At 40.2% G+C, this 26,566-nt stretch carries 25 protein-coding genes and 1 riboswitch; of the genes, 15 read left to right on the plus strand and 10 right to left on the minus strand.

The annotated features are described in order from the left end of the window. Nucleotides 1-44: 44 nt before the first annotated feature. A riboswitch (glycine riboswitch) is annotated at nucleotides 45-124 on the plus strand. A gap of 163 nt (nucleotides 125-287) precedes the next feature. Then, nucleotides 288-1,634, plus strand: a complete 1,347-nt coding sequence (locus AMR95_RS11995) for an amino acid permease (protein WP_058838384.1) — start codon at nucleotides 288-290, stop codon at nucleotides 1,632-1,634. A 47-nt stretch (nucleotides 1,635-1,681) separates the two neighbouring features. Here AMR95_RS11995 and AMR95_RS12000 read toward each other — a convergent pair whose 3' ends face one another. Both AMR95_RS12000 and AMR95_RS12005 read right to left on the minus strand, forming a co-directional pair. After that, nucleotides 1,682-2,362, minus strand: a complete 681-nt coding sequence (locus AMR95_RS12000; RefSeq protein ID WP_058838385.1) for a DUF3169 family protein — start codon at nucleotides 2,360-2,362, stop codon at nucleotides 1,682-1,684. Beyond that, nucleotides 2,359-2,565, minus strand: coding sequence for a helix-turn-helix transcriptional regulator (locus tag AMR95_RS12005; protein WP_003215336.1), 207 nt, complete (start codon nucleotides 2,563-2,565; stop codon nucleotides 2,359-2,361). The genes AMR95_RS12000 and AMR95_RS12005 overlap by 4 nt, the downstream gene beginning before the upstream one ends. A 171-nt stretch (nucleotides 2,566-2,736) precedes the next feature. On the opposite strand from AMR95_RS12005, the gene AMR95_RS12010 reads away from it, so the two are divergent. Beyond that, the gene (locus tag AMR95_RS12010; protein WP_058838594.1) at nucleotides 2,737-3,360 is read left to right on the plus strand and encodes an NUDIX hydrolase; all 624 of its coding nucleotides are present in this window, start codon (nucleotides 2,737-2,739) and stop codon (nucleotides 3,358-3,360) included. An 11-nt stretch (nucleotides 3,361-3,371) separates the two neighbouring features. Here AMR95_RS12010 and AMR95_RS12015 read toward each other — a convergent pair whose 3' ends face one another. Together AMR95_RS12015 and AMR95_RS12020 are read right to left on the minus strand one after the other, a co-directional pair. After that, the gene (locus AMR95_RS12015; protein ID WP_058838386.1) at nucleotides 3,372-3,854 is read right to left on the minus strand and encodes a DUF4188 domain-containing protein; all 483 of its coding nucleotides are present in this window, start codon (nucleotides 3,852-3,854) and stop codon (nucleotides 3,372-3,374) included. A gap of 4 nt (nucleotides 3,855-3,858) precedes the next feature. After that, entirely contained in the window at nucleotides 3,859-4,410 is a 552-nt protein-coding gene (locus AMR95_RS12020; RefSeq protein ID WP_047203745.1) for a PadR family transcriptional regulator, read from the minus strand. Between the two features lie 154 nt (nucleotides 4,411-4,564). Between AMR95_RS12020 and AMR95_RS12025 the strand changes: the two genes are divergently transcribed. The 5 genes from AMR95_RS12025 to AMR95_RS12045 all read left to right on the plus strand — a co-directional run bounded on the left by AMR95_RS12025 (nucleotide 4,565) and on the right by AMR95_RS12045 (nucleotide 11,173). Beyond that, nucleotides 4,565-5,458: a hypothetical protein gene (locus AMR95_RS12025; RefSeq protein WP_058838387.1), complete on the plus strand. Its 894-nt coding sequence runs from the start codon at nucleotides 4,565-4,567 to the stop codon at nucleotides 5,456-5,458. 210 nt (nucleotides 5,459-5,668) lie between these two features. Next, nucleotides 5,669-6,622 carry a hypothetical protein gene (locus AMR95_RS12030; RefSeq protein ID WP_058838388.1) on the plus strand — a complete coding sequence of 318 codons (954 nt, stop codon included), beginning with the start codon at nucleotides 5,669-5,671 and terminating at the stop codon, nucleotides 6,620-6,622. 341 nt (nucleotides 6,623-6,963) lie between these two features. Then, nucleotides 6,964-8,823 carry a beta-glucoside-specific PTS transporter subunit IIABC gene (locus AMR95_RS12035; RefSeq protein WP_039182734.1) on the plus strand — a complete coding sequence of 620 codons (1,860 nt, stop codon included), beginning with the start codon at nucleotides 6,964-6,966 and terminating at the stop codon, nucleotides 8,821-8,823. 4 nt (nucleotides 8,824-8,827) lie between these two features. Further along, entirely contained in the window at nucleotides 8,828-10,294 is a 1,467-nt protein-coding gene (locus AMR95_RS12040) for a glycoside hydrolase family 1 protein (protein WP_058838389.1), read from the plus strand. A 30-nt stretch (nucleotides 10,295-10,324) separates the two neighbouring features. Next, the gene (locus AMR95_RS12045; protein WP_058838390.1) at nucleotides 10,325-11,173 is read left to right on the plus strand and encodes a PRD domain-containing protein; all 849 of its coding nucleotides are present in this window, start codon (nucleotides 10,325-10,327) and stop codon (nucleotides 11,171-11,173) included. 94 nt (nucleotides 11,174-11,267) lie between these two features. Here the strand turns inward: AMR95_RS12045 and AMR95_RS12050 are convergent, their stop codons facing one another. Next, nucleotides 11,268-12,446 (minus strand): Rap family tetratricopeptide repeat protein, encoded by a 1,179-nt coding sequence (locus tag AMR95_RS12050; protein ID WP_058838391.1) that lies wholly within the window; start codon nucleotides 12,444-12,446, stop codon nucleotides 11,268-11,270. A 411-nt stretch (nucleotides 12,447-12,857) separates the two neighbouring features. Between AMR95_RS12050 and AMR95_RS12055 the strand changes: the two genes are divergently transcribed. Then, entirely contained in the window at nucleotides 12,858-13,070 is a 213-nt protein-coding gene (locus AMR95_RS12055; RefSeq protein WP_058838595.1) for a hypothetical protein, read from the plus strand. Nucleotides 13,071-13,102: 32 nt separating this feature from the next. On the opposite strand, the gene AMR95_RS12060 is transcribed toward AMR95_RS12055, so the two are convergent. The 4 genes from AMR95_RS12060 to AMR95_RS12075 form a co-directional block, all read right to left on the minus strand. Beyond that, nucleotides 13,103-13,864, minus strand: coding sequence for an ABC transporter ATP-binding protein (locus AMR95_RS12060; protein WP_058838392.1), 762 nt, complete (start codon nucleotides 13,862-13,864; stop codon nucleotides 13,103-13,105). Between the two features lie 16 nt (nucleotides 13,865-13,880). After that, on the minus strand, nucleotides 13,881-16,205 hold the full coding sequence (locus AMR95_RS12065) for an FtsX-like permease family protein (protein WP_058838393.1): 2,325 nt from the start codon (nucleotides 16,203-16,205) through the stop codon (nucleotides 13,881-13,883). Beyond that, a complete protein-coding gene (locus AMR95_RS12070) occupies nucleotides 16,202-17,455 on the minus strand; it encodes an MFS transporter (protein ID WP_058838394.1) in 1,254 nt (417 codons plus the stop codon). Before AMR95_RS12070 ends, AMR95_RS12065 begins: the two co-directional genes overlap by 4 nt. A 69-nt stretch (nucleotides 17,456-17,524) precedes the next feature. After that, nucleotides 17,525-18,175 (minus strand): TetR/AcrR family transcriptional regulator, encoded by a 651-nt coding sequence (locus AMR95_RS12075; RefSeq protein ID WP_058838395.1) that lies wholly within the window; start codon nucleotides 18,173-18,175, stop codon nucleotides 17,525-17,527. 159 nt (nucleotides 18,176-18,334) lie between these two features. Here AMR95_RS12075 and AMR95_RS12080 point away from each other — a divergent pair, with 159 nt between their 5' ends. From AMR95_RS12080 to AMR95_RS12110, 7 genes are all read left to right on the plus strand, one after another. Beyond that, entirely contained in the window at nucleotides 18,335-19,447 is a 1,113-nt protein-coding gene (locus AMR95_RS12080) for a CdaR family transcriptional regulator (protein WP_058838396.1), read from the plus strand. A gap of 118 nt (nucleotides 19,448-19,565) precedes the next feature. Further along, entirely contained in the window at nucleotides 19,566-20,837 is a 1,272-nt protein-coding gene (locus AMR95_RS12085; RefSeq protein WP_058838397.1) for a GntP family permease, read from the plus strand. 31 nt (nucleotides 20,838-20,868) lie between these two features. Then, a complete protein-coding gene (locus AMR95_RS12090; protein WP_058838398.1) occupies nucleotides 20,869-22,008 on the plus strand; it encodes a glycerate kinase in 1,140 nt (379 codons plus the stop codon). Between the two features lie 93 nt (nucleotides 22,009-22,101). Continuing rightward, entirely contained in the window at nucleotides 22,102-22,440 is a 339-nt protein-coding gene (locus AMR95_RS12095; RefSeq protein WP_024423969.1) for a zinc ribbon domain-containing protein YjdM, read from the plus strand. 319 nt (nucleotides 22,441-22,759) lie between these two features. Then, a complete protein-coding gene (locus AMR95_RS12100) occupies nucleotides 22,760-23,689 on the plus strand; it encodes an ABC transporter ATP-binding protein (protein WP_082672235.1) in 930 nt (309 codons plus the stop codon). Then, nucleotides 23,686-24,636, plus strand: a complete 951-nt coding sequence (locus AMR95_RS12105) for an ABC transporter permease subunit (protein WP_058838400.1) — start codon at nucleotides 23,686-23,688, stop codon at nucleotides 24,634-24,636. The genes AMR95_RS12100 and AMR95_RS12105 overlap by 4 nt, the downstream gene beginning before the upstream one ends. Nucleotides 24,637-24,660: 24 nt before the next feature. After that, nucleotides 24,661-25,089, plus strand: coding sequence for a DUF4064 domain-containing protein (locus AMR95_RS12110; protein ID WP_039182706.1), 429 nt, complete (start codon nucleotides 24,661-24,663; stop codon nucleotides 25,087-25,089). A 41-nt stretch (nucleotides 25,090-25,130) separates the two neighbouring features. On the opposite strand, the gene AMR95_RS12115 is transcribed toward AMR95_RS12110, so the two are convergent. Further along, nucleotides 25,131-26,459 carry a CitMHS family transporter gene (locus AMR95_RS12115; RefSeq protein WP_058838401.1) on the minus strand — a complete coding sequence of 443 codons (1,329 nt, stop codon included), beginning with the start codon at nucleotides 26,457-26,459 and terminating at the stop codon, nucleotides 25,131-25,133. Nucleotides 26,460-26,566 lie beyond the last annotated feature (107 nt).

Below are 26,566 nucleotides of genomic sequence, written 5' to 3' on the forward strand. Positions count from 1 at the left end.
ATTAAATAACGAAGGCTATGATTGCTGTGGGTCACACTATAGCAGGAGCAGCTTCTGGAGAGACCGCATGTATGTGCGGCGCCGAAGGGTTCACAATCTCAGGCAAAAGGACAGAAGAGTACGAAATATTGTATTTGTGATGCATGGATGATGCCGTGTATTACTTTTCTCTATTTTGCTATTCTTTTATGACCGTGAGATTGGAGCGCATCCAATCTCTTTTTTTATGGACTTTTTAAAGAGTTCATTATTTCAGTATAAGATCGTGTCGTAGGAGGGTGTTAGCATTGGCACAACAAGAATTAAAACGAGATTTATCAAACCGTCATGTACAATTGATTGCTATTGGCGGAACCATTGGAACAGGGCTGTTTTTAGGCTCTGGAAAAGCCATTCAATTGGCAGGTCCATCAATCATTTTTGCTTATTTAATTGTCGGAATGGCCATCTTTTTTGTCATGAGGGCACTTGGAGAATTGCTTTTATCGAAGGCGGGCTATCAGTCATTAACCGATATTGCAGAGGACTATCTCGGCCCGTGGGCATCTTTTGTGACAGGGTGGACCTATTGGTTTTGCTGGATTATGACAGCGATGGCGGATGTCATTGCGGTCGGAGTGTATGTGCAGTATTGGTTTGATATCCCGCAATGGATTCCTGCTATCATTTGTTTGTTGATTTTACTAGGATTGAATCTATTAACGGTGAAGCTTTTCGGAGAAATGGAATTTTGGTTTGCACTCATTAAAGTGATTACGATTCTATTACTGATCGGTGTTGGAATTGTTCTTTTAATCATTGGTTTTCAAACCGATGCCGGACCGGTGACAGTAACGAATTTATGGTCTCATGGCGGGTTATTCCCGAATGGTGTCACAGGCTTCTTGCTGTCATTCCAGATGGTGATTTTTGCGTATGTGGGAGTTGAACTGGTTGGCGTATCCGCAGCAGAAACAGCTAATCCGCAAAAAAACATTCCCTCTGCGATTAATAAGATTCCATTAAGAATTCTATTTTTCTATGTGGGTGCGATCTTTGTTTTACTATGTATCAACCCATGGTCTGAGCTCAGTGCATCAGAAAGTCCTTTTGTGAAAACCTTTGGGCTCATTGGGATACCAGTAGCAGCGGGGCTTATCAATTTTGTTGTGTTGACGTCTGCGGCATCAGCTTGTAATAGCGGCATGTTCTCGACAAGCCGTATTCTGTATAATCTCAGTCATCAAAAGCAGGGGCCAGCTTCCTTTGGACGTTTGAACAAGCACGCTGTCCCGAGTAATGCGCTATTCGTTTCAACGATTGTAGTATCGGTCGGTGCACTTTTAAGCAAGCTGATTCCCGAACAAGCCTTTGGGATTGTTACCACGATCAGTGCCATTTGTTTCATTTGGGTATGGAGTATTATTTTAATTTGTCATTTGAAATATAAAAAAACACGGCCTGAACTGCATGCAGCATCTACCTTTAAAGCACCGTTCACACCTTTTGTGAATATTTGCGTTCTTGCGCTCTTTGCAGCCATTCTCGTGATCATGCTCTTCGCAGATGCAACACGTCCTGCGTTGCTATTAACACCGGTATGGTTTGGTTTCTTATTTTTGATTTATGCACGAAAGAAACGCCGTGCATCGTAACGGACGGAAAAAGCACAGCCTTTTGACAGAGCTGTGCTTTTTATCATTTAACGATTTCTAATCCTCAACACATAATTTGCATTCAAAATGATCAAAACAATCCCAATGACCACGATCGAGAATAGTTGAGAGTGATTGGCTCCAAGCGAATACACAATCAAAATAAACATGGCACTAGTCAATAGAATATTCATCATTTGATACGTGTGAAACAGTCCGCCAAGCATGACATGCTTTTCCCCTTCGTCTGAAATGGCGAGCAGCTTTTTACTATAGTCTTTGTCGGACGGACTTGGCAGATTGCGATTAGGATAGACAAGTGTAAGAACGGATATCGCTACATAAGAACTGATAATGGTGACGATAAATAAAGCAGCATTGACCAGAATCAACCAGAGTGGCTGCTCGGTGACGATGGTTATACCGATGGCAATAATGGACAAAATCGTACTCACCGTATTGGCTAATGTCGAATCAGTAAAGGTCCGATATTGCTTAGCCTCCAGTTCATCTTCCTCATCTCCAGAGACCGAAAGAGACACTCTTTTTTTCATACGTGAAATCCCTGAAAAACAATAAATAATCAATAAAATTGTCACTCCACTGATGACAAGAGTCGCTTCAAATGCAATATCAATAAGTGTCATCTCAAATTCGGCTGCCAGCAGACAGTAAGCACCGAGAAAGCCAAGGAGAGCACCTAAGAGCATTTTGTATACAGTTTTCATGATAGTTCATCCTCCTCGAATAGAAAAATACGTTCAATGGGTTCCTGAAAAATTCGTGAAAGCTTAACAGCGAGCAAGAGAGACGGCATTAATTCATCACGTTCCATTAAGCTGATGGTTTGACGAGAGACCTTTGCACGTTTCGCAAGCTCAGTTTGGTTTAAACCATCACGCGCACGAAGCTCTTTTAACCGATTTTTCATTCTGTCACCTCAAGTTTTAATTGAAATCTTTCCTTGATTGTAAAGCATTATATTCAATTTGACAAGTAAAGTTGTCAAATTGATAAAAATAATTGTCAGAAAGATCATCTTTATTGAAAAGGTGAACCATGATACGCTAAAGGAAAGAGAAACAGAAAACAGGTGATGGCCGTGTTCATTGATCAATTAAAAAATGACTTACATCAATCACAACCGTTGTTCATTGGAGAAGAGACAGCGTTCAAAGCAGCAGTCCTGATCCCTTTAGTACAAGTAAATGGAGAATGGCATATATTATTTGAGGTACGATCGTTCACCATGAGAAAACAGCCGGGTGATATTAGTTTTCCTGGGGGCAAGCTCGACGGCAGCGAAACAGCACAGGAGGCTGCACTGCGAGAAACACATGAAGAGTTGGGCATTCCGCCAGAATCGGTCGATGTCCTTGGACAGCTCAGTCCTTATATCGCTTCTCCATCCTTCGTCGTATACCCATATGTCGGTATCATTGATGAGCAAAAAGTGAAACACTCCTATAATCAAGAAGAAGTAGAAGAGACCTTTACCGTGCCTCTATCATGGCTCAGCCAATATGAGCCGTACCTACATCATGTATCCGTTCAGCCAACACCAGGAGAGGACTTCCCTTATGAAAAAATCATGAATGGTGAAAAATACAGCTGGGGGAGCCGGTCGATTGAGGAATGGTTTTATGATTATGAAAACTACACCATATGGGGATTAACAGCCCGCATATTAAAGCATTTTGTATCTGTTGCAAAAAGAAATTCCTAGAGAATCGCTCTCTAGGAATTTGTTGTATTCAGCCGTTCCTTCGCTGTTTGTTTTCCTTTATCAATTGGAATAGGCGCTCTCGCTTGGCTCAGTCCGTAGGAAGGCATGTTCACGTAGATGGATTCATACGAGCCGGCTTGAATTTGGTATGTTTCATGATAGATGCCCACCGCATCATTATTTCGTGCCATTTGGTTAAATCTTTTCCAAGCAGCCAAATGCTTCTCCATCTTGGCATAGGCAAGGAGGTCATCTGTTGATTTCCAATATTGAATCATCGCTGTCGTGCGTAATCCAAAGTAATTTTCTGTCCCAAGAAACCCTAGCTCCTCTTGATGGGTATACAGCTCCTTGATCATGCCAGGCATCGACATGAACACAGGCATCCATTGATGAATGGCCCAGCGTTTGTTGATCCTCATTCCGATAATGAACACCACAATCGAATCAGAATTGTCCGTTGTAAATCTGCCAGCACGTATGTCTTTTTTCATTCATTTACCCTTCCTTCTTCATCGAATGGAATGTCTCCACGCACCAATCAATTCCAGCTTGAGCCACTCTTTTCCCATAATCTAAAGTAAACAGCCAATACTTCGCATCCGCTTCATCTGGGTACAGTTCTTGAATGTTTTGTTCAATCGCAACATATGTCTCATAACGAATACGGAGCTGCCTCTCATAATCCTGTAAAAGCGCTAGTTTTTTCTCAAACGAAAGATATTGACCGAAGAATAATTTTAATAACACCTCATTCCGCTCTGTTGGTAACTGATCGAGCGGCTGCGCCAGCCATTCTCTTAACGTGTCCAGTCCTTTTTCAGTCAAATGATATTCCCGCTTGTCTGAGCGACCAGAGCTAGCAGCAGGTGAAACCTCCGCAAGGCCTTCCTCGACTATTAGCTTTAAAGCTGGATAAATTTGTCCATAACTGATTTTCCAAAAATGATGCAAGCTCCTATCAATTAATTGCTTCACTTCGTACCCTGACTTACAATCTGTCGTTAAAATACCTAAAATCGCATACGTCGTATCATTGTATTTTTTCATATCAGCACACCTATCTAAAAGATATATCATTTAGATATATAATATATGATGGGGAGTGGCAGATACAAGGGGTTGTTGAAAAATAAATTCGATAAAGGAGGTGACTCACTCATATATTGATAGAAAAAATGAAATTCTGTCGGTGGAGGTATGTATGAATAGATCGAAAATCTGGATCGTGGCAATTCTAGCGGTACTAATCATGGGTGCTGTCAGCTGGATAGCATATCAAGCAAATGCAAAAAAGAGTGTATTGAATCAATCTTACGCCTTTGCATATAAGACCAAGAATCATGTGAACTGGTTCAAAGTAACGGAGAAAAAAGGGAAAGTAACAGGTCATCTGAATGAAACCATTTTGGAGGAAAACCCAAAAAGGCATTTTGATCCTAATCTATTTATCAACAAATATAAATTAACCGGCAAAACGATTGAAAACGGTTACGAATTTCAAGTGAAGCAAGGGAAAAAGACGGTCACATATGAAGTTCACCTTGCTGAAAAAGATCTTTCTGTGAAAAAACAAGGTGAAAAACAAAGCATCACATACAAAGCAGTTGATCAAACAAAACTACGTGCTGTTCAAAAGGACATTCATGACCGATATGAAGAACTGATGGAGGACACTGAAAATAGATTTCATGATTATGTAAGAAACTTCATTAAGAAAGTAACGGGCGCTTATGGTTATCTGTATACGGCAGAGGATGGTTCATACCAGCTATTTCTAAAAGTAAAACGAATGTATATGCAGTCTGAATGGGCAGGTTCTTTTCTGATGAGAACGGTCCCAGGAGATGGTGGAGCACCTTATAAAGAAACGAAACATACAGCCGGCGGTGTTTCAGATGGGATAATGTTTGATTTGAGTACTTATCCTGCAATTGAAAAGGGTTTTATTTTAGGAGAAACTGACCGAGACGCAACATCAATTAGATTTCCCTTTAAAATGGCAGGCGGTACAATAGAATTTAAAGCTGTCACGAAAGAGGAATATCAAGAGCAAACGGAAGCATTTAAAAAGCAGGCTGAAGAAACGAAAAAATAGATCGTATTGGACCAGGTGAATAAGGGTTAATAACATATCTGAATTCTCCATGAAAAAAAGGATATTATTTGCATAGATGTAAGATATAATTACTAAAATACTTATCTAAATTTTCTAGTATCTATTTTTAAGTAAATAAGAATTTAGTTGAATATATGGTAAAATATTGTTGATGTTGATTTCTCAAATTAAATATTAGAGGAGGTACGTATGTGCAAATTGAAAATCTGGGTCGTGTCTATCCTAGCCATACTCATCTTGGGTGGAGGCGGCTGGACAGCATATCAAGCAATCGCACAAAAAAATTCATTGAATCATTCCTATGCATTTGCGTATAAAACTAAGGATAGACTGAACTGGTTCGAGATATCTGAGAATAAAGGCAAAGTAACAGGTCATTTGAATGAAAGCTATATAGAAGAAATTTGGTGGGACCCTCAATTATATAAAAAACAATATGTCATAACCGGCCATTCAAAAGAAAATGGGTATGAATTTCAAATGAAAAAAGGAAAAGAAACGATCATATACGAAGTTCATTTTTCGGGGAAAAACCTTTCTGTGAAAAAACAAGGCGAGAAGCAAAGCACGATTTATAAAGCAATCAATCAAAAAAAGCTAGATACGTATCAAAAAAAGATTCAAAATCGACATCAAAATCTAGTTGATTCATCAGAAACTAGATATTATGAAAATATGAGACACTTCAGGGATAAAGTGGCGAAAGTATATGGTTTTCTATATACGGCAGAGGATAAACAACTATTTTTACAAGTGGAAAGCATGCATGTTGAGAATGGATGGGACGGCTCCTTTTTAATAACAACTGTTTCTGAAGAAGGTTGTAAGCCCTATAAAGAAATGAAAATAGAGGTCGGGGGCTTTACTGATGGGGCAGGATTTTTCGAAATGAGCTATGATCCTATAATTGAAGATGGTGTCATTATAGGTTCGACTGATCGAGATGCAAAATCAGTAAAGCTGCCAATTAAAAAGACAGACGGTACAGTAGAGTTAAAAGCTTTTACGAGGAAGGAATATAAAAAATTCCCTAAACCATATATCATGACAGGCGATTCAATAGAGTTAAAAGCTGTCACGAAAAAGGAGCATGAAAAACAAGCGAAAGCATTTAAAAAGAGGGTAGAAGAAAAGAAAAAATAGATGAATTTAAACCAGATGAGTGAATCAACTTATCTGGTTTTTTGTGGAGAAAAATATTGTTGATTGATGATAGAAGGAACAAAAGAGTAGAAGGTTTCCTATAAGTGAATAGAGAAAAGCATTTTAGGTATATAGACCCTAATAATTTTTAGAAAAATAAATGTTGACGCTTTCATATAATACGTATATACTAAAAATAAATCCAATATGAATAAATTAGACATGTGACTGGTTATGCAGGCAGGATCTAAAAACGATGAATTTTTCTTTTATTTGTCGTTTTAGGTCCTTTTTTTATTGCCAAAATATAGGTCTCGTGTATGAGAAAAGGGGGAGAAAAAATGAATTACACACAAGTTGCCAAAGACGTTTTACAGCATGTAGGTGGCAAAGAAAACATTGCGCACCTTGAGCATTGTTCAACAAGACTTCGCTTCACACTCATTGATCAGAAAAAAGCAGATGTACCAGCACTGGAAAAAACACCGGGTGTCATAGCTGTCAGAATGACAGGACAATGCCAAGTAGTCATTGGGAATGACGTCATTGAAGTGTATCAAAAGGTAACAAATTTAATAGGCAGCAGCTCATCAAGCCAAGACGTGCCATCCAATCAGCCAAAAGAAAAAAGAAAAGCAGGCACAGTTCTGTTAGATTTCATTGTCGGTGTCTTTCAGCCGCTTGTACCAGCTATCGCAGGCGGAGGAATTTTAAAATCATTTCTTCTCCTTTTCTCTTTATTAGGCTGGATGGATGCAAAGGGACAAACCTATCAAATACTGAACATGGTAGGTGACGCACCACTTTACTTTCTGCCTTTACTAGTTGCTGTAACGACGGCGAATAAACTAAAAGTAAACCCACTGGTCGCACTATCAGCAGTCGGTGCGCTTCTTCTGCCGAACATGACGGCGATGCTTACAGAAGGTGCACAATTACTGTCATTTGATGTGAAAAATATAGCTTATGCGTATCAAGTGTTTCCGGCAATCCTTTCTGTATTGCTTTACGCGCAAATGGAAAAATTCTTTACACGGTTTTCACCAAAACCAATTCGGATTTTCTTCGTTCCGATGATGTCATTGGTCATTACTGTACCAGTTACGCTACTTCTGTTAGGACCGATTGGTTTTACAGCGGGGCAAGGTTTTTCATCTATTATTCTTTCGATGTTTAATACGGTAGGCTGGGTAGCTGTCGCCATTTTAGCAGCGGTCCTCCCATTCATGGTGGCATCAGGCATGCATAAAGCAATGGTTCCTTATGCAGTCACAACGATGGGAACCCTTGGGAAAGAAGCACTTTATTTGCCGGCATCACTTGCGCATAATATTGCGGAAAGTGGAGCGTGTTTCGCTGTGGCACTTCGAACAAAAGACAAGGTACTTAGATCAACAGCCATTTCGGCAGGGATATCAGCCTTTTTTGGCATCACAGAGCCAGCGTTGTATGGTGTGACACTGCAAAATAAGCGAGTTCTAGGAAGTGTCATGATTGGTTCGTTTGTTGGCGGAATTTTCATTGGATTAGTTGGTATACAAGCCTTTGTGCTTGTTGGCCCTGGTTTAGCAAGCATGTCGATGTTTATATCAGATGAGCTACCGCGAAATCTGATGTTTGCTATCATTGGAGCGGTCATTTCGTTTATTGTAGCCTTTATCGCTGCTTTTGTATTAGGTAAAGATCGAACAGTAGAAGAAAAGACAAAGGACCAAGCTGGGTTTGCTGAAAAAATTGGAGCAGGAGAAACATTCAAGAGCCCTGTGATTGGCCAAATGATCTCTCTATCTGAAGTGAAAGATGATATTTTCTCTTCAAAGGTCATGGGAGAAGGAATTGCCATTGTACCTTCAAAAGGAGCACTTTATGCACCTGTAGATGGAGAGGTAACCTTGCTGTTCGAAACAAACCATGCACTTGGTATGAAAACGGACCATGGAGTTGAAGTATTATTCCACATCGGCATTGACACCGTTCAGTTGGAAGGGCAGTATTTCCATCCAAAAGTACAGGCTGGAGATCGTGTTCAAGCGGGTGATTTATTGATTGAATTTGATCTAGAAAAAATCATGGAAGCAGGATATGATCCAGTAACACTTGCTGTAGTCACAAATACAGATCAATATGATATTAAGGTACAGCCATTACAAGAGGTCAATCGTCAAGATACATTGATGGTTGTTACACAATTAGGAGGCTAATCATATGACAAAAATCAAAGGTTTTCCAAAAGGATTTTTATGGGGCGGCGCCATTGCTGCTAACCAGGCAGAAGGCGCCTGGAATATAGATGGAAAGGGACCGTCTGTTGCAGATATTGCAATGTACCGTTCCAACTTGAGTGTAGAAGATTATGAAGGCCATCTTGCAGTTACCACTGAAAATATAGATCGTGCGATGAAAGATCCAGACGATAAAAAATACCCAAAACGCAGAGGTGTCGATTTCTATCATCACTATAAAGAGGATTTGGCTCTCTTTGCTGAAATGGGATTTCAAACACTTCGAATTTCTATTGCATGGAGTCGTATCTTCCCTACTGGAGAAGAAGCGGAACCGAATGAAAAAGGGCTGCAATTTTACGATCGTGTCTTTGCAGAAATGAAAAAACACAACATAGAACCGATCGTGACTCTCTCTCATTATGAAATGCCTTTAGCCCTTAGTGTGAAATATAACGGCTGGGTTGAAAGAAAAGTAATTGACCTCTTTGTGAAATTCGCCAATGTTTGTTTCGAACGTTATAAAGATGATGTGAAATATTGGCTTACCTTTAATGAAATTGATAGTATTCACCGCCACTCTTTCATTACAGCGGGAATTATTCCTGATCGCTGCCCAGAAGGAAAAGTAGAAGAGACGGTGTACCAAGCACTTCATCATCAATTTGTTGCATCTGCTCTCGTAACAGCAGATTGCCATCGTATCATTCCAGGCAGCCAGGTAGGATGTATGCTGACAAAATTGACAACGTATCCGCATACGTGCCACCCGAATGATGTAGAACAAGCTTTGAAACAAAACTTAGAAAACTATTTCTATGCAGATGTTCAGGTGTTTGGCGAGTATCCGCCACTGATCAAGCGTATGCTTGAGAGAAAAGATATTCATATTCATATGGAAGCAGATGATCTTACCATTTTAAAAGAAAACACAGTAGATTTTATCTCATTTAGCTACTATATGTCTTTAACGGAATCAGCCCAAGATGGATTAGAAGAGACAGAAGGGAATACCATTCGTGGAGTCAAAAACCCTTATCTTCCTTCAACTGATTGGGGCTGGCAAATTGATCCGGTTGGTCTGAAAATTTCTTTGATCGAATTGTATGATCGCTATCAAAAACCTCTTATCATTGTCGAGAACGGCATGGGTGCAAAGGATATAGTTGAAAGTGATGGTTCAATCCATGACGACTATCGTATTAACTATTTCAAAGAGCATTTCCGTCAAATGAGAGAAGCCATTGAAGAAGGCGTCGATCTCTTTGGATATACGAGCTGGGGCTCGATTGATATTATTAGTGCAGGTACATCACAAATGTCAAAACGGTACGGCTTCATTCACGTAGATCAAGATGATGACGGGAACGGGACATTAAAAAGATCTCGAAAAGATTCATTTTATTGGTACCAAAAAGTCATTGAGACAAATGGTGAATCGCTTGATTAAACACCACAATCATGAAAACAGGTGATGACGATGTTTAAAATCAAAAAAGTTTTAAACTCGAGCGTGGTCCTGGCTGAAGATCAGAACCAACAGGAGATGGTTTTGTTCGGCCGAGGAATTGGCTATGGCCAGAAACCAGGTCAAATGATAGAAGAGAAAAAAGCGGACCAAGTCTTTATGTCAGTCGATAACATGAGAGCAAAAGAATTTCTTCAATTGTTAGATTCAATGCCTCAGGAGTTTATCGATTTAACTCAGCAAATTGTCCAATATGCAGAAAAACGTTTAAGCTCAACTTTAAATTCAGGTGTTTATTTTACCTTAATGGATCATTTGAATTTTGCAGTGGAACGACATAAAAAGAATATTAATATTACGAATCGTGTGTATTGGGAAATCAAAAATTACTATACAGAAGAATTTGAAGTAGGGAATTACGCACTTGAGTTAGTCAATGACACATTGGGCATACAATTACCAAAAGAAGAAGCTGCCAATATCGCCTTCCACTTGATTAATGCATTAGGTGAAGAGTCCGAGTCGAAAGATGGTATGAAATACGCCAAGATGATCGGAAGTATTGTTAATCTTGTGCGCTATACGTTGAATATGAAAATGGATCAAGAGAATATTCATTACAGTCGGTTCATTACACATGTGAAATTCTTTGTAGAGAGATTTTATGCTGATAAATTATTATCAGATCAGGAAAATGAGTTATTTGAACAAATTGCACATTTATATCCTCAAGCGATGGATGTTGCTTTTAAGATCAAAGACTATATTAAACAGGTGCATAGTATCGTCATTCCTAATGATGAGCTGACTTATCTTGCGGTACATATACACCGCCTCATTTCTTATCAGCAACTAAAATAAATGTGGAACCACTTGCCTTGATGAGGCGAGTGGTTCTTTATTTGGAAAATGTTTATATTAAGTTCCGATAGGTCGTTCTGTTGTACCATTTTCATCATTTAATGAATTGAAAGTCCCTGTTTGTCCTAAAACAACGATGGTCAAAGTGATAATCAATAAACTCATTTTTTTCATTAGAATTCCCCCAGTCAATGATAGGATGTTTCATGCGATCAGCTTCCTTTAAAAAGAGATAGGCTTGATGAATTGTTCCCTGCTCTTCAAAGTGTTTTGCTGCTAATGCACTTAATTCACAGATTCCTTCAGCGTCTTTTAATTTTTTAAGAATGCTGATTTCATCGAAACAGGCTTGAGCTTTTTGAGCCATATCTTCAGTGAAATATAAATGGTACAGCAAATTCATTTTTGCTGTATAGATGGGGCATTTCTCTGATTCATGTTTTTGGTTAACCAATTCGAAGTAATAGAGAGCTTGTGTCCTTTCATCGATAGAGAGCAGCTCTTTCATTAACATGTACATGGAGTGATGGAAGTAACACGATGAGAGATAGTCTTCGTCACTAAGAGCCTTTTCTAGGGCATCGATACATTTTTTTGATTCGCCAGCTTCGGCGTACAAAATACTGATATTATGATAAAGCTGTGATGTTAGAAAATGATCATTGAGACTGTCTGCGATGTGTAATGCTTTTTTGTAATAATTTTCTGCCCTTATAAAGTCGCCAATGTCCATATAATTAGCAGCGGCGATGACAAAGGCTGCAGCTAGTCTTCTCTCATATCCTTCATGGCTTTTGAAAATATCAATTGCATTCTGAATGTAGTGCAGAGAAATTATGCTTTGACGAAGCAGCATATATAAGTTGGCGATTTTCGTATGGAATTCTGCTACTTCTATTTCATCAGGAATGTGTTGTAGTTTTTTCTCGGCAATTTTAAACAGTCCAATGGCTGATGCATAGTCTCTTTTATATGACGCGTAAAGGGCTTTGTATAGGTAAAAATAGTATTCAATTAAGTCGTTTGTTTTAGAGGGGCAATCTGGTTCTGTCTGTTCCTTTAGTTTTGTACCTCTTCGTTCATATAACATGAGCTTATACTTGCCTTCTAGCAATGAGTAATAGGTCAAGACCTCCTGATTCTCTTCCATTTTTTGAAGTAATTCCTTTACTTCTGTATACATTGCTTTTGCACTGTGTACATCGTGCTTGCGAATTGCAATTCTCCAATCATTTAAACGATTCCCCACCTGTTCAGCAGAAATGATAGCCATGGAAATTTCACCTCGTTAAGATCCTTTCACCTGTTTCATAAAAAACGATATCACAATTTTTGGTAAAATATAATCGTTTCGGTGAGGTGATTGACAAGAGGTAATAAAAAGGACCTAAGGTCATGCGATGTACGATATTGTAAGGGTGATTGCTTGTTAACACAAATGAATAAGATCTCTTTTTGGAAATCTAAAAAAGGGATTTATACAATGGATTTTATGATAATGAACGAAAATAACACTCGTATATTTGAAAAAAAGAAATTTTAGCTATTTCAGAGGGAAAATGGAAGGTCGATCTAGGAAAGAAAATCAGGTATGATGTTGCTAGATCATGAGATAAGAAACTGATAGATGACGACAAAAGTAAGTATTAAACACAAACTCCGACCTTTTAGAAAGGATGTTGAAATGAAAAAAAGATTTCAAAGCTTAAACAGACAAATCACAGTCATTATCACGACTCTGTTACTTGTTTTAGTGACTCTATATATGTCAAAGAGATACTTTTATAGCAAAGAAATTGAGCTGCTGACAGAATCTTGTCAACAAGCTGGCGGCAAAATCATCTTAGAAACAAATAGTTTGTCTATGGATTACTCGTTTGAGTGCCAGAAAAAGTAGAACAGGCAGTCTCCTGCCTGTTTGTACTCAAATTAAAAACCTAAATCTTGCAGCCAATGATTTAATCTCATTTCTCGTTTCTCGACAGTTGAACGGTCATATCTTCCTAATTGTAAACTGTCTGCCATTTCTCCGTCATTCATAAACATGATTCTTTCAGAACGAAGAGCCACCTTGGGGTCATGTGTAACAAGTAGCAGTGTTGCTCCTTCAGAGTGGATTCTTGAAAAAATATTCATCACTTCCTTTGTTGTACTGGAATTAAGAGCACCTGTTGGTTCATCAGCGAAAAGTATGTCTGGTTCATTCATGAGCGCTCGGCAGATAGCGGCTCTTTGAAGCTGTCCTCCCGATACTTCTGTCAAATATCTATTTGCCAAATGATCAATTTCAAGTTTTTCCATTAAATATTGAGCTCGTTCATTCACTTCTTGTCTTGGCTTTTTCTTTGCTAAATAAGCTGCTGTAATGATGTTGTCAAATAGATTAAGATTTTTTAATAAGTGGCTGTGCTGAAAGACAAATCCCATCTCAGTTAAGCGCAGAGCACTTAACTGTTTTTCTGTCATTTCTGATAGTGATCGGCCTTTATAATTGATCTCTCCTGTTGAAGCTGTTTCTATGCCGCTAAGCTGATAAAGTAAGGATGTTTTTCCACATCCAGAGGGTCCCATAATGGTCACGAATTCCCCACGCTTTATCGATAAATGTATATCCTTAAGAATCGTTTGTTTCTGTCCTTTTAATGAATTGATATGCAATGACAATCGCTTCGTTTCAATCAAGTGTTCCATGTGAAACAACTCCTTATTAAAGTGTATGCCTTGTCGTTTGGCTAGAAAAAAACGTCTTCAATAACCAGGCGATCAAAGCTAAATTGACAATAAATAGTATGAGTGGATACACAACCGACACCCATTGCGATGACAGCCACTGAAGGCTCGACGCACCTAATGAAGCTCCACCGACACTCATCAAAGCAGGACCAATTGTATTGACCGCGATTGTTCCAATAAAGGCACCAAAAGAGAGAACAACGATAAAACTTGTTATATATTGTGCTGTTATATCTGTTATAGAAAACCCAATTGTTCTTAACATGTTGTTCCGGCTTGAATCTTTCGCTTTTAACATGTGCAAGAACATGAACAGCATTAAGCTGGCGGTCCCAAAAGCAGCTAATGTAGCAAAAAATGCAACGACTTTTACGATAGCTGCTGTGTTGCCGATCGTTTGATGAACGTATTCTTTCATATCTGTCACTTTTGCAGGAGATACCTTTTTTTCAAATATCGCCTTTTTCTCTGCAATATTTACTCCTGGTTTTAGTTGGATTTGAATGGTTTTCCAAAGAGCTGATTGAGGAAATGGCTGTGATATTGCTTTTGCTGTTTTGCCTCCATTGGTGACGTCCTGATAAATACCTGTCACTGTTCTTTGGGTTTCATGACCGTTAGTTACGAGAGTGATTCTTTCTCCTATCTTTTTCTGAAGTGAATCTGCATTTAACACGGATAAGGCAATTTCATCATTCTTTAAAGGCTGTCGCCCTTTTAAATAGGTGAGGGGAAATGCTGAGAGCTCACCTGTTTCTAAATAGAGCGTTTCTAATGAATTCTCCTTTGATTTCGCCTGAAGAGAAGCAGTCTCATAGATGGCTGCTGTTTGAATGCTCCGATCTTCACGAATCATTGATTCTATTTCGTTTGTATTTTTCGTTAGTTGATTTCCTTGGCGTATATCAATTCGGAGGTCACTTTTACCAGAGCCAAGGTATGTGATGAAATTCGGTGATTGTAAGGTATGCCATAGCTGAATAGGCATCAGCATTAAAAATGTACAAAGTGCAATAATACAAGTAATCGTTGTGTACAACTTCTTTCGTGATATCAGGTCTTTTAAACCAAGCCAAAGATGGATCGGTATGAACCTGCTTTTCTTGAGGTGCATAGGTATTTTTTTCTTATGATTCGATGAATGGATACCACCTTGAAGGGCTTGAGCAGCTGATATTTGACCAAACTTTCTTAGGACAGCATAGCTGCAAGAGATGACGATCACTGCCGTAACAATAGAAACAAAAAGCGGAATTAACAAATGAATAAAAGAAGGCTGACTCCCCATGTATTGCTGAATATTGGCCGTAAACATATCACCAAATATAAGTGTTAACACATAGCCTGCTATACATCCTGCACAAGCAAGCACGGCATACTTTCCAACGTATAATTGCTTAATTTTTGTTAAAGGAATCCCAAGTACCTTCAGTATGCCAATTTCACGTTCATCTTCTTCTATAGAAGCCGTCATAGCAAGATGGAGTGAGAGAAGGGCTATACTAATGAGCAGCAGGCAAACAAGCAAAAGAATGGCAATCACCATTCCATCTGTCAATGCGTTCAGCATGCGCAGCAAAGGCAGTGTGACAGCTGGGCCTTGTTGTGGCATCTGTGATGATTGATAGATTGCTTGAAAAGCATCTGTCTGCGCGGCATCATGCAGTAAAAATTCGATTAAGTACTCTTTTTGTTGAAACACTTGATTTATTGCGTCCCAATCCTCGTTATGAAGAAGAAATCTTTTTGAACTGACTAGACTGGGGTTCATTTGTGCATCTCGCAAGAACGCTTTAATGCGAAAGGTGAATTGATTAGCTCCTTTCTCAATCAGTAATGTTTCACCTATGTTGAGATGATACTTTTGTTGAAAATAAATTGGGACAGCCACTTCACCTTTATTGACAATGAGCTTCTCGTTTTGTTGATTTAAAAGAAAATCAAAATTGCGATTTTGCTTCACAAATAAATGATCCATCACACCTGCTTTGGCAGGCTCATGTCCGAACCTGATGTTTGCATGTTCAATTGGTATCATAGGGACGATTTGATGAGCTTTTACCATGGACTGCTTACTTGAAAATGCTTCAATGTCTTTTTCATTTAGGTCGCCGTCATGCATTTGGACAAAGTCTGGCGCTTTAGCAGAATGGAGCAGGCCAGAAATGGATCCATTCAGCTGTACTGTCATTTGAGCGGCACTTGCTGCGAGAAATGAAGTCATCATGATGCAAATAGTTAAACCAATTGAAATAAGACGGTGGCGGGTTAAGTCTTTCTTTATAAAGGCGAATCTCATGAGGCTGATTCCCCTTCATGTTGAAGCATATTTTTTGTTAGGTAGGCTAGGGCAAACATGAAAACACTGACGATTAACACAGTCACATACATGTTGGCTGAAAACGTATTAAACAAGAACCCATACATCATTTGACCAAGCGGAACTGCACATTGAGAAACCATTGTTAGATTGGCCATCACTTTTCCTAATTGCTGATTTGGAGTTTTCTTTTGAATATGTGATATCACAACGACCGAGATCATTGTAAGCAGCATAGCAATTGGAAGACATCCTGCTAAAAAGAGAAAATAAGCTGGATAAGTGCCAAATTGTAGAGCCATAGTCGATGTTGAGAACGCCACAGGCAGTAGGATGATGGCGATGACAAGCATCCAGCGATATAAAGTAGGAATGCGCCAATGCTTCGCTACGAGTCCAACTAGCAGAGCACCTGCGATGACAGCGAACTCAATCAAGCCCATTCCTACTCCATACATGATGTCACTGGTTTTCATTGTAACCCTTAAAATGATTGGGCCACCTACGATAAAAAATGGTGTAAGGATGAAATTTAACATTGCAGCAAGCAGCATGGTTCTTTTTAGAAACGGCTGGCTGCCGATATAAGAAAATCCTTGTTTCATATCTTTTATGAGCACTTTGCCCATAGAATCTGTCAGCGGACTAGAGGAGAAGGGTATTTTTAATCGTAAGAGCATGCACGCAGATAGGAAAAATACGATGGCACTGGCACCTATAATGAATTGACTTCCAATCATTCCGTATAGAACACCACCGATAACAGGTGCGAGAACACCTGAAAGTGCCTGAACGCCATTGACGATGCCGTTCGCTTGTTCTAATTGATCTTCTTTCACTAGCTGTGGAATGCTGGACATCACAGTAGGTGCATAGAACGTACTCATCACACCAAGAAGTATCATGACAGCTCCTATCATGTAGAGTGAATCATTTCCAGATAATAACCAGAAATAAAAAGCAAGAATCATGATGCCGGCGAGGACGTCAAATAAAATCATCAAGTTCCTTCTGTTAAACCGGTCAGCGATTGCACCAGCTAATGGGGAGAGAAGGAACGGGATATTGGATAAAGCGAAAAGTAAGGCAAATAAATCAACTCGTTGTGTCATATCCAGCACATGTAAAGATAGAACAAATCGAATGAGAGAAGATCCGAAAACGGAAATAATCTGTCCGAGAACGAGGTAGATAAAGTGAGATGAATCTCTTTTGAATAATCCATTCATAAATATCACTCTCCTTTTAGACCGACCGTCAGTCTATAATGTATGCAGGATTGGTATTGAAGTGACCAATCACTGATTATTTTCATCCTGCTCACCAGATAATCGCTTCAGCAAGAAGGAAAAGCTACCCTTTTCTGCATGCAATGAGGATTCAAGTATATCGATAAAAGCTAAAGCGCGTTGTATACTTTCTTCGGCTGTCCATTGGAACAGGCCATCATCAAATATGACCTGTGCAGAAGCGAGAAGGAATTCAACCGTCTCTTGCGGATACTTCGTTTTGAATGTCCCTTCCTCTACACCTTGCTGAATGACATCTGCCAACACTGGTGATAGTTCTTTAATGGCTTTAATTAAGCTTTTTTGATGCATTTCTGCATTAGAAGGCTGATGGAACTGATCGATCATCCCCTGTTTATGGCTTCCTTGCTGAGGTGATTGCGCCATGATGATACGAAATAGTTTGTCAACGACTGGAAGGTCTGGATCAGCCGCAATACGCTTTGCCACGATGATATCTTCTTTGATGATCCTGTCAATAATGGCATCCATTACTTCTTCTTTGGATGCAAAGTAGTAATAAAAGGTGCCTTTTGCAATGCCAACGGCTTTTAATATGTCAATAATCGTTGTTTTCTGATAGCCTTTGGTTGAAAAAAGCGCTTCTGCTGCGTTTAATATGTCATTTTTACGTTCCTCAGGATGTTTAACGGTTCTCATAAGGGCATCCTTTCTTTTAACTAGACTGTCGGTCGGTCTTTGATTTGATTAAACACTTTTTAGGGTGTCTTTGTCAATGGCTGGTTTTAAACACTTTGCATTTATTGTTCAAAGACACTATGATACATTGAATGAAAACACCTTCAGGAGAGATGACTCATGCAATTTTTAACCAGAGAATTGGCTCAAGAAATGGTTGAACGTACGATGCATATTTTACATAAAAACATCAATGTGATGAATGCAGATGGTGTCATTATTGGTTCTGGTGAAAGAAACAGGATTGGCCAGAAACATGATGGTGCACGACTTGTTCTGACAAGCGGGAACAGTGTGGAAATTAACCAGGAGACCTCCTTGCGCTTAGAAGGAGTGAGACCCGGGATCAACCTGCCTATTTGCTTTCATGAACAAATAGTTGGTGTGATTGGGATTACTGGTGAGCCAGAGGACATTCGGCATCATGCCGAGCTGGTGAAGATGGCAGCTGAACTGGTGTTAGAGCAATCTTTTCTGCTCGAACGGGTTCAATGGCGTCATCGAATAGAGAGTGAAATTGTCAATCAGTTGATTTCATATTCTGATGTTGGGGATCACCAGCTGAAAAATCGAGCTGCTTGGCTGGGAATGGATTTAGACAAGCGCCGAAGGGCTATTGTTTTTCAGCCAGTTCCATCCTCAGAGGATGCTGTCCATAAATTGATGCATGCGATTCAATATGATAAGAAGGCGGATGATTTACTTGGTATGACCTTTTGTCATGAATTGATTCTTTTAAGTCATTCCATACCTGAACATCAATTAAAGCAGGTGGCAGGTCATCTGCAAAGAACAATGCAAAGAGCAATAGGAGGCCAAGTGCTAGTGGGGGTAGGGACTGTCGCTGACGACATCAGCCAGCTGCCAATTTCTTTTCAGCATGCGAGAGAAGCCCTGAGATTAGGGAAAGCTCTTGATCCGGAAGAAAGTATGTATTTCTTTGAGTCTTATCAGCTGGAAAGCTTATTCATGATTGCGGGAATTGCTGAAAAGAAAAGTCGATGGACTGACTTTTACAAGCCGCTGACACAAGAAGCAGAGCTCGCCCATACATTAAGGGTTTACATTGAAGAGGGCGGTGATTTGCAGAGCATTGTTGATCGTTTATTTATTCATCGGAATACATTGCGTTATCGTTTAGACAAAATTCAAGAATTGACCGGAAAAGACCCTCGTCATGTAAAACAGTTAATCGAGCTTTATATGGCGCAGCTAATGAATCAACTATCTTGATTGTGCAAATGCACAATTGAGTAGAGTGATAAATGAAAAAAGTTCATCCAGATTCACAACACAATCCCTTTGGGTAAACGCTTACAATTGGAGAAAGATATTTTTAGGGGGATTGAGGATGAGTGGAGATGTAACGGTAAGTACTTTGGGAGCCATGGCGGCGCTTGTGATCGCGATTGTTCTCATTCTAAAAAAAGTATCACCTGCTTATGGCATGCTGGCAGGTGCATTTATAGGTGGCTTGGTTGGCGGTGTAGATATTGTTCAGACCGTCAACGTCATGATGGAAGGTGCTAAAGACATGATTCCAGCTGTCCTTAGAATTATGGCGGCAGGTGTACTGGCTGGTGTTCTCATTGAGTCGGGTGCAGCGTTATCGATCGCTGAGGCCATCGTGAGAAGGCTTGGTGAGGCGAGGGCACTATTAGCACTCGCACTTGCAACGATGATTTTAACAACAGTGGGCGTTTTTGTAGATGTTGCGGTTATTACGGTAGCGCCCATTGCACTAGCCATTGCCAAACGCGCAAAGCTCTCAAAAACGGGAATTCTTCTTGCTATGATTGGAGGCGGGAAGGCAGGAAATATCATGTCACCGAATCCGAATGCCATTGCCGCTTCAGATGCTTTTGGTGTACCTCTGACTTCAATGATGGCTGCAGGTGTCATTCCAGCTGTGTTCGGGCTGGCGGTTACATATGTATTAGCTAAAAAGCTTGCAAACAAAGGGACACCTGTTCTTGAAGAGGAAACCGGGCAAAGTAAAGTTCAAATACCTGCTTTTTTTCAAGCACTGGCTGGTCCGCTGGTTACCATTTTATTGTTGGCTTTAAGGCCGCTTTTTCAAATCAATATAGATCCAATGATCGCCTTACCAATTGGAGGGATTGTAGGCGCTCTTTTCATGAAAAAAGGGAAATTTCTCAATGATTATGCGATGTCGGGGCTTCATAAAATGTCAGGTGTCGCGATTATGTTATTAGGGACAGGTACATTAGCAGGAATCGTATCGAATTCTTCCTTAAAAGATGTGTTTATTCAGGCACTTGAAGCATCGGGTTTACCTCCATATTTACTTGCACCAACTTCAGGGATATTTATGTCAGCCGCTACTGCTTCGACAACAGCTGGCACGGCGGTAGCGAGTGGTGTGTTTAGCGGAACACTGATTGGGCTTGGTGTGTCTGCTCTTTCAGGGGCAGCCATGATTCATGCTGGCGCAACAGTACTTGACCATATGCCGCACGGGAGCTTTTTCCATGCAACAGCAGGAAGTGTTCAAATGGATATTAAAGAGCGTTTAAAGCTCATGCCTTTTGAATCGTTAATCGGTTTGACGTTAACCGTTGTATCGACCATTATTTTTGGCGTTTTCCAGCTGTTTGGCTAAAGGACATGATAAGAAATGAGGGGCTGATAGGATGAAAATTGTGATCGCACCAGATTCATTTAAAGAAAGTTTGTCTGCTTATGAGACAGCATGTGCCATTGAACGAGGATTTCGTTCTATTTTACTAAACGCAGAGTATATCAAACTGCCAATGGCAGATGGCGGAGAGGGAACTGTTCAATCGTTGGTTGATGCGACGGGCGGGCACATTGTTCATCAAGTGGTCACGGGCCCGCTTGGTGAGCCTGTGGATGCTTTTTTTGGCATGTTAGGAGACAGTCAGACTGCTGTCATAGAGATGGCTGCAGCCTCTGGATTACACCTTGTTCCGCGAGAAAAACGTAATCCGTTATGGACGACATCGAGAGGAACTGGTGAATTAATACTTGCAGCGCTGGATAAAGGAGCGAAGCATGTGATCATTGGGCTTGGCGGAAGTGCAACAAATGATGGCGGTGTTGGAATGATGCAAGGATTAGGTGCAGCTTTCCTTGATAAAACAGGACATGCACTGACGTCAGGCGGCGGGGCACTTCATCAATTAGCTTCAATTGATTTATCTGGACTCGATCCAAGACTGCAATCCGTCCGGCTGGAGGCGGCTTGTGATGTGGATAATCCTTTAACAGGTGAGAGAGGAGCGTCTGCCGTTTTCGGCCCTCAAAAGGGAGCAGATGAAGAAATGGTTCAAGTGTTAGACAAGAACCTAGCTCATTTTGCACGAGTAGCTGAAAAGCAGTTCAATGTATCCTTTGAAGATGCAGCAGGGGCAGGAGCGGCTGGAGGACTTGGTGCGAGTTTATTAGGCTTTTTAAAAGCCGATTTGCAAAGAGGAATCGATATTGTGCTGAAAGCTGTTCATTTTGATGACATCATCAAGGAGGCAGACCTTGTCATTACGGGAGAAGGCCGAATTGACCGGCAGACCATTTATGGAAAAACGCCAATCGGCGTAGCCAAAGCAGCGAAGCAGTATAATCTACCCGTGATTGCCATCGCAGGCTCTCTTTCAAAAGACAGTGCAGTCGTACATGATCATGGAATTGATGCACTTTTTAGTATTGTTCCAGGTATTACCTCTCTTTCTGAGGCGATACGCGATGCAAATCTTCATGTAGAGAGAACAGCTCGGAATATCGCAGCTTTGTTAGAATTTGGAATAAAAAAGTAAAAGGTGAAAAATGTTTCCTTTTCTATCACATTCCTTCTATGAGAAATGTGGTAAAATCGATATAAATGATGTAGAAAGTTGGAGGAAACAAAAATGTCTAATCTACCGAATTGTCCTTCGTGCAGCTCACCTTATACATACGAGGACGGCAGTCTGCTGGTTTGTCCTGAGTGTGCGCATGAATGGTCACTTGAACAAGAGCAAGCGGCAGAGGAACAGCTTGTTGTCAAAGATGCGAATGGGAACCTGTTAAGTGATGGGGACACGGTCTCTGTTATTAAAGACCTAAAAGTAAAAGGTTCTTCATCCGTTTTGAAAATAGGAACGAAGGTCAAAGGCATTCGTTTAGTGGAAGGCGATCATAACATTGATTGTAAAATCCCTAGCTTCGGCGCAATGAAATTAAAATCAGAGTTTGTGAAGAAGATATAATGTATGAAAGGAGGCTGTAAGAGGCCTCTTTTCTTTATTTATAGGTGAAAGGAATAATCTCAAACAAAATTCCATACATATATACCTGTTGAAAAAGGTTCATTTTTTAAAAAATCAAGCCTCTTTTCACATAAAAATCCGCAGTTTTCTTAACCCTACCTTAAAAAAGGCAGATGATTCGCTAAATTTTGGCTAATCCCCTTCACAACTTTTGGGCATTGCTGTACCATATGGAAGTGTATTTCTATTTTTGACGGATCATGGTGTTTATCAGGAAATAGAATGATAGATGATACTTAGACAAAGAAGGAGAGGTAACGTGACGAACGTTTTAGAACTGCATAATGTATCTAGGCATATTCGCGGGAAAAAGATTGTTCAAGACTTGAGCTTTTCTGTCCAAGCGGGCGAAGTCTTTGGCTTCTTAGGACCAAATGGTGCAGGGAAAACAACAACCATTCGTATGATGGTCGGTCTTTCTCCCATTACATCTGGTGACATTCTGATTAATGGTCATAGTATTCAAACCTCCTATCAGCATGCCATCCAAGATGTCGGTGCCATTATTGAAAACCCAGAAATGTATAATCACTTAACGGCAAGACAAAATCTTGTTCACTTTGCCAGAATGAATGGGAAAGTGGATGAAGCGCGAATTGATGAGCTGTTAGAGCTAGTCAGCTTACAGCATGTGAAACATAAACGTGTGAGTACATTTTCATTAGGAATGAAACAGCGATTGGGCATTGCGCAGGCACTCATACATAGACCGAAACTGCTAATCTTAGATGAACCAACCAATGGACTTGATCCTGAGGGGATTCGAATGATACGAGATTACTTGAGAAGGCTCGCAAAGGAAGAAGGGCTGGCTGTTATTGTTTCAAGTCACCTCATGTCAGAGATGGAATTGATGTGTGATCGCTTTGCAATTATCCAAACAGGAAAGCTAGTTGCCATTGAGGATCAGCGTGCTGAGACGAAGCAGGATGATTTGGTTAATTATCGAATGAAGGTAGCAGCCGGGGAGCTTGAAGAAGCACAGGAGCTTATTGGTGCATTTGAGGAAGGCGTCACTGTAAGAGAAGAGGAGCAGTACTTATTCTTCTCTATGCTAGAAGAAAAAATGCCAGAATTAATTCGTCATTTGAGCAGCGCGTCTATTCATTTGTACGAAATTAAAATCGAAAAACAAACCTTAGAAGATAAGTTCTTAAGCTTAACAGGTAAAAAGGAGGCAGACGTATGATTCGCCTCATTCAAAACGAGTGGATGAAGATCAGTTATCGTATTGGTACTTGGATTATGGTTGGGCTTCTTGTATTAGGTATGGTTGCCACGCTGATCTTTGCAGTGAAAACAAATGACAAAGATCAAGCTTCAGGTGATTGGAAGACTGAACTGCAAGCGATCAATAAAGCAAACAAGGAAGAATTGAAAGAGGATAATATAGGATTTTATAAGAGATCCCTTGAAAGCGAAATAGCAATCAATGAGTATCGAATCAAGCATAATTTACCTCCTGTAGATCAATTCGGTAAAAATGCATGGACTTATGTGAAGATCAATGCTGATTTGCTTCAGCTGGTCGGTGTATTTGTGATTATCATTGCAGCGACGATTGTCTCGGCTGAATATAAGCATGGTACAATTAAATTATTACTCATCCGTCCACCATCAAGAATGAAAATTCTTTTATCTAAATACTTTACCGTTCAACTTTACTCTCTATTTCTGATCGCGGTCCTATTTATCCTGTCATTTATTCTAGGTGCGATCTTCTTTGGACTTAATCATGATTATGTGTACTTGTCCTATCAAAATGGTAAAGTCATTGAACAATCTCAGCTTACAAATATGGTGTCATATTATTTGGCACATTGTGCTATGTTTGTTGTACTAGGAACACTTTCTTTTGCCATTTCAACGGTATTTAGAAGTGAGGCCCTTTCTATTGCGATTAGTGTGTTAGCTTATATTGTTGGAGCATCCATCACAAGCATTTTGATGTTCTTCTTTGATTGGGCGAAATACTTATTGTTTGCCAACGATCCTGCACAATATTTCGCGGACACACCTACTTTTATTGAAGGTATGTCTCTAGGATTCTCATTAATCGTCCTAGTCATCTATTGGGCTATTTTCTTAGCCATTGCCTTAATCGTCTTCCAAAAGCGAGAAGTGAAAACAGGTTAATTTAACTTTTTAGGAGGTTTACACATGATGAAACGTAAAGGTGAAAAAATTATGGGGATTATTAGTATTGTCCTCAATGCCATTGGTGTTGGGTTTGGGGCATTAATCCTTTCTGTGGGTCCATCTTTTTATGATGAAATCAATGAAGTGTTAAAAGAGGAAGGAGAAACATTGCCGATCGAAACGCTTCAGGCTTCGGTTCATGCATTTGGTACTCAGTTCATGGTCGTTTCCGCAATTGCGGCTGTGCTGTCGATTGTTGGTGTGATTTTCTTGAAAACTGACCGCCGTGCCGTGCTATCAGGTATTCTTTTCTTGGTTTCTGCTGTGACTCTTTTAATTGGAACAGTTGGCCTTGCATTCGTTCCAATGGTTCTATTGTTTATCATTGGATTAATGTCTCTTATTAGAAAGCCGAATACAGACATTCACACAAGTGAATATCCTTCATAATGATAGAAAAGACATGCGCATATCCGCGCATGTCTTTCTTTTTAAATGATGCCAATCAGCATCGCCACGAACAGAAGGATAATACTGAATCCCCACATCCAAAAGAAAGAGTAGCGGATGTGTTTCCCCATATCAACCCCTGCAAGACCTACAGCGAGCCAAACAGCGGGAGCAAGCGGGCTGACAAAGGTTCCGATGATGTTCCCAATCATCATGGCATATGCCGCAGAAGTGCCTGGTACGCCAACTTCAGATGTAATGGATTCAACAATTGGCAGAAGGGCGTAATAATAGGCATCTGTACTTGTCAGCATATCCAGCGGCACCCCAAGCAGCCCAACAATGATATGTAAAAATGGCAGCAAGAAGGCTGGTAAAATGTGAATACTGTCCACAGCAATGGCTTTCAGCATCCCCGTGCCTTCAAGAATTCCTAAAAATGACCCTGCGGAGAAAATGACAGCCGCCATCATCAGCGCACTAGGTGCGTGTGCCTTAATTCTTTCCATTTGCAGATTCACATTCGGAAAGTTAATCAATAGTGCCAGTGACAGGCCAATCATAAACATAAAACTAGCAGGAATCACGTTCAACACGAGAAGCACGACAACAGATACAAATAGGATGAGGTTGACCCAGATGAGATGATAACGCTTTAAAGAGGCGTCTCCCGTTTCACTAATAGACTGAATGGCACGATCCCAATCTGCACCTTCTAGTTGAACCGCAGCTATTTCATTTGCAGCAATTTTCACCCGAATTCGTTTTTCTTCCCTTTTTCCTAAAATGAATGCCATCCCTAATACGAGCACAACGCCAATGAGCTGAATTGGAATGAGTGGCACCCACAGTTCAGAGGGATCCATATTTAGGACACTTGCTGCCCGTCCAGTCGGTCCGGCCCATGGAATCATATTGGTTAATCCGGCACTCGTCCCGATTAATAACAGCAGCAAATAAGGACTCATATGTAATTTTTTATAAAGCGGAAGCAGTGCAGGTACAGTTAATAAAAAGGTCGTAGCCCCTGCTCCGTCTAAGTGTGCGATAACCCCAATTAAAGCAGTTCCCATTGCAACTGTGACAACATTTCCTTTTGTCAGCTTGATTAAAGCTTTAATTACAGGTTCAAAGAACCCTGTATCTTGCAAAATGCCAAAAAATAAAATGGCGAAGATAAACATGGTCGCCACCGGCAATACTTTGATAATCCCTTCCTCAAAGAAGGTTTGAATGTCATTGATCCCAAATCCCGCGATGAGTGCCCCTATTAAAGGCACCATGACCATGGCGACAATTGGACTTGCTTTCCCCCAAATCAGCAGCACAACAATCGTTAAAATAATCAACAATCCAACAAACGTTAACATAAGCCCCTCCCCCTGCAAATAAACCGTTTACATTTATCTATTCTTTTCATCCAATGCACTCCCATAGGTGCATTGAAAAAAAAGATTATCAAATTTATGAGTATGAA

Origin of the sequence: Bacillus sp. G1(2015b), assembly GCF_001482475.1 — a bacterium.
Classification (GTDB): Bacteria; Bacillota; Bacilli; order Bacillales; family Bacillaceae; genus Bacillus; species Bacillus safensis.

Coding starts and splice junctions, on each gene's coding strand:
- AMR95_RS12000 (WP_058838385.1), bottom strand. CDS start 2,362: ATGAAAACTGTATACAAAATGCTCTTAGGTGCTCTCCTTGGCTTTCTC.
- AMR95_RS12005 (WP_003215336.1), bottom strand. CDS start 2,565: ATGAAAAATCGGTTAAAAGAGCTTCGTGCGCGTGATGGTTTAAACCAA.
- AMR95_RS12015 (WP_058838386.1), bottom strand. CDS start 3,854: ATGAAAAAAGACATACGTGCTGGCAGATTTACAACGGACAATTCTGAT.
- AMR95_RS12020 (WP_047203745.1), bottom strand. CDS start 4,410: ATGAAAAAATACAATGATACGACGTATGCGATTTTAGGTATTTTAACG.
- AMR95_RS12025 (WP_058838387.1), top strand. CDS start 4,565: ATGAATAGATCGAAAATCTGGATCGTGGCAATTCTAGCGGTACTAATC.
- AMR95_RS12030 (WP_058838388.1), top strand. CDS start 5,669: ATGTGCAAATTGAAAATCTGGGTCGTGTCTATCCTAGCCATACTCATC.
- AMR95_RS12035 (WP_039182734.1), top strand. CDS start 6,964: ATGAATTACACACAAGTTGCCAAAGACGTTTTACAGCATGTAGGTGGC.
- AMR95_RS12040 (WP_058838389.1), top strand. CDS start 8,828: ATGACAAAAATCAAAGGTTTTCCAAAAGGATTTTTATGGGGCGGCGCC.
- AMR95_RS12045 (WP_058838390.1), top strand. CDS start 10,325: ATGTTTAAAATCAAAAAAGTTTTAAACTCGAGCGTGGTCCTGGCTGAA.
- AMR95_RS12050 (WP_058838391.1), bottom strand. CDS start 12,446: ATGGCTATCATTTCTGCTGAACAGGTGGGGAATCGTTTAAATGATTGG.
- AMR95_RS12055 (WP_058838595.1), top strand. CDS start 12,858: ATGAAAAAAAGATTTCAAAGCTTAAACAGACAAATCACAGTCATTATC.
- AMR95_RS12060 (WP_058838392.1), bottom strand. CDS start 13,864: ATGGAACACTTGATTGAAACGAAGCGATTGTCATTGCATATCAATTCA.
- AMR95_RS12065 (WP_058838393.1), bottom strand. CDS start 16,205: ATGAGATTCGCCTTTATAAAGAAAGACTTAACCCGCCACCGTCTTATT.
- AMR95_RS12070 (WP_058838394.1), bottom strand. CDS start 17,455: ATGAATGGATTATTCAAAAGAGATTCATCTCACTTTATCTACCTCGTT.
- AMR95_RS12075 (WP_058838395.1), bottom strand. CDS start 18,175: ATGAGAACCGTTAAACATCCTGAGGAACGTAAAAATGACATATTAAAC.
- AMR95_RS12080 (WP_058838396.1), top strand. CDS start 18,335: ATGCAATTTTTAACCAGAGAATTGGCTCAAGAAATGGTTGAACGTACG.
- AMR95_RS12085 (WP_058838397.1), top strand. CDS start 19,566: ATGAGTGGAGATGTAACGGTAAGTACTTTGGGAGCCATGGCGGCGCTT.
- AMR95_RS12090 (WP_058838398.1), top strand. CDS start 20,869: ATGAAAATTGTGATCGCACCAGATTCATTTAAAGAAAGTTTGTCTGCT.
- AMR95_RS12095 (WP_024423969.1), top strand. CDS start 22,102: ATGTCTAATCTACCGAATTGTCCTTCGTGCAGCTCACCTTATACATAC.
- AMR95_RS12105 (WP_058838400.1), top strand. CDS start 23,686: ATGATTCGCCTCATTCAAAACGAGTGGATGAAGATCAGTTATCGTATT.
- AMR95_RS12110 (WP_039182706.1), top strand. CDS start 24,661: ATGATGAAACGTAAAGGTGAAAAAATTATGGGGATTATTAGTATTGTC.
- AMR95_RS12115 (WP_058838401.1), bottom strand. CDS start 26,459: ATGTTAACGTTTGTTGGATTGTTGATTATTTTAACGATTGTTGTGCTG.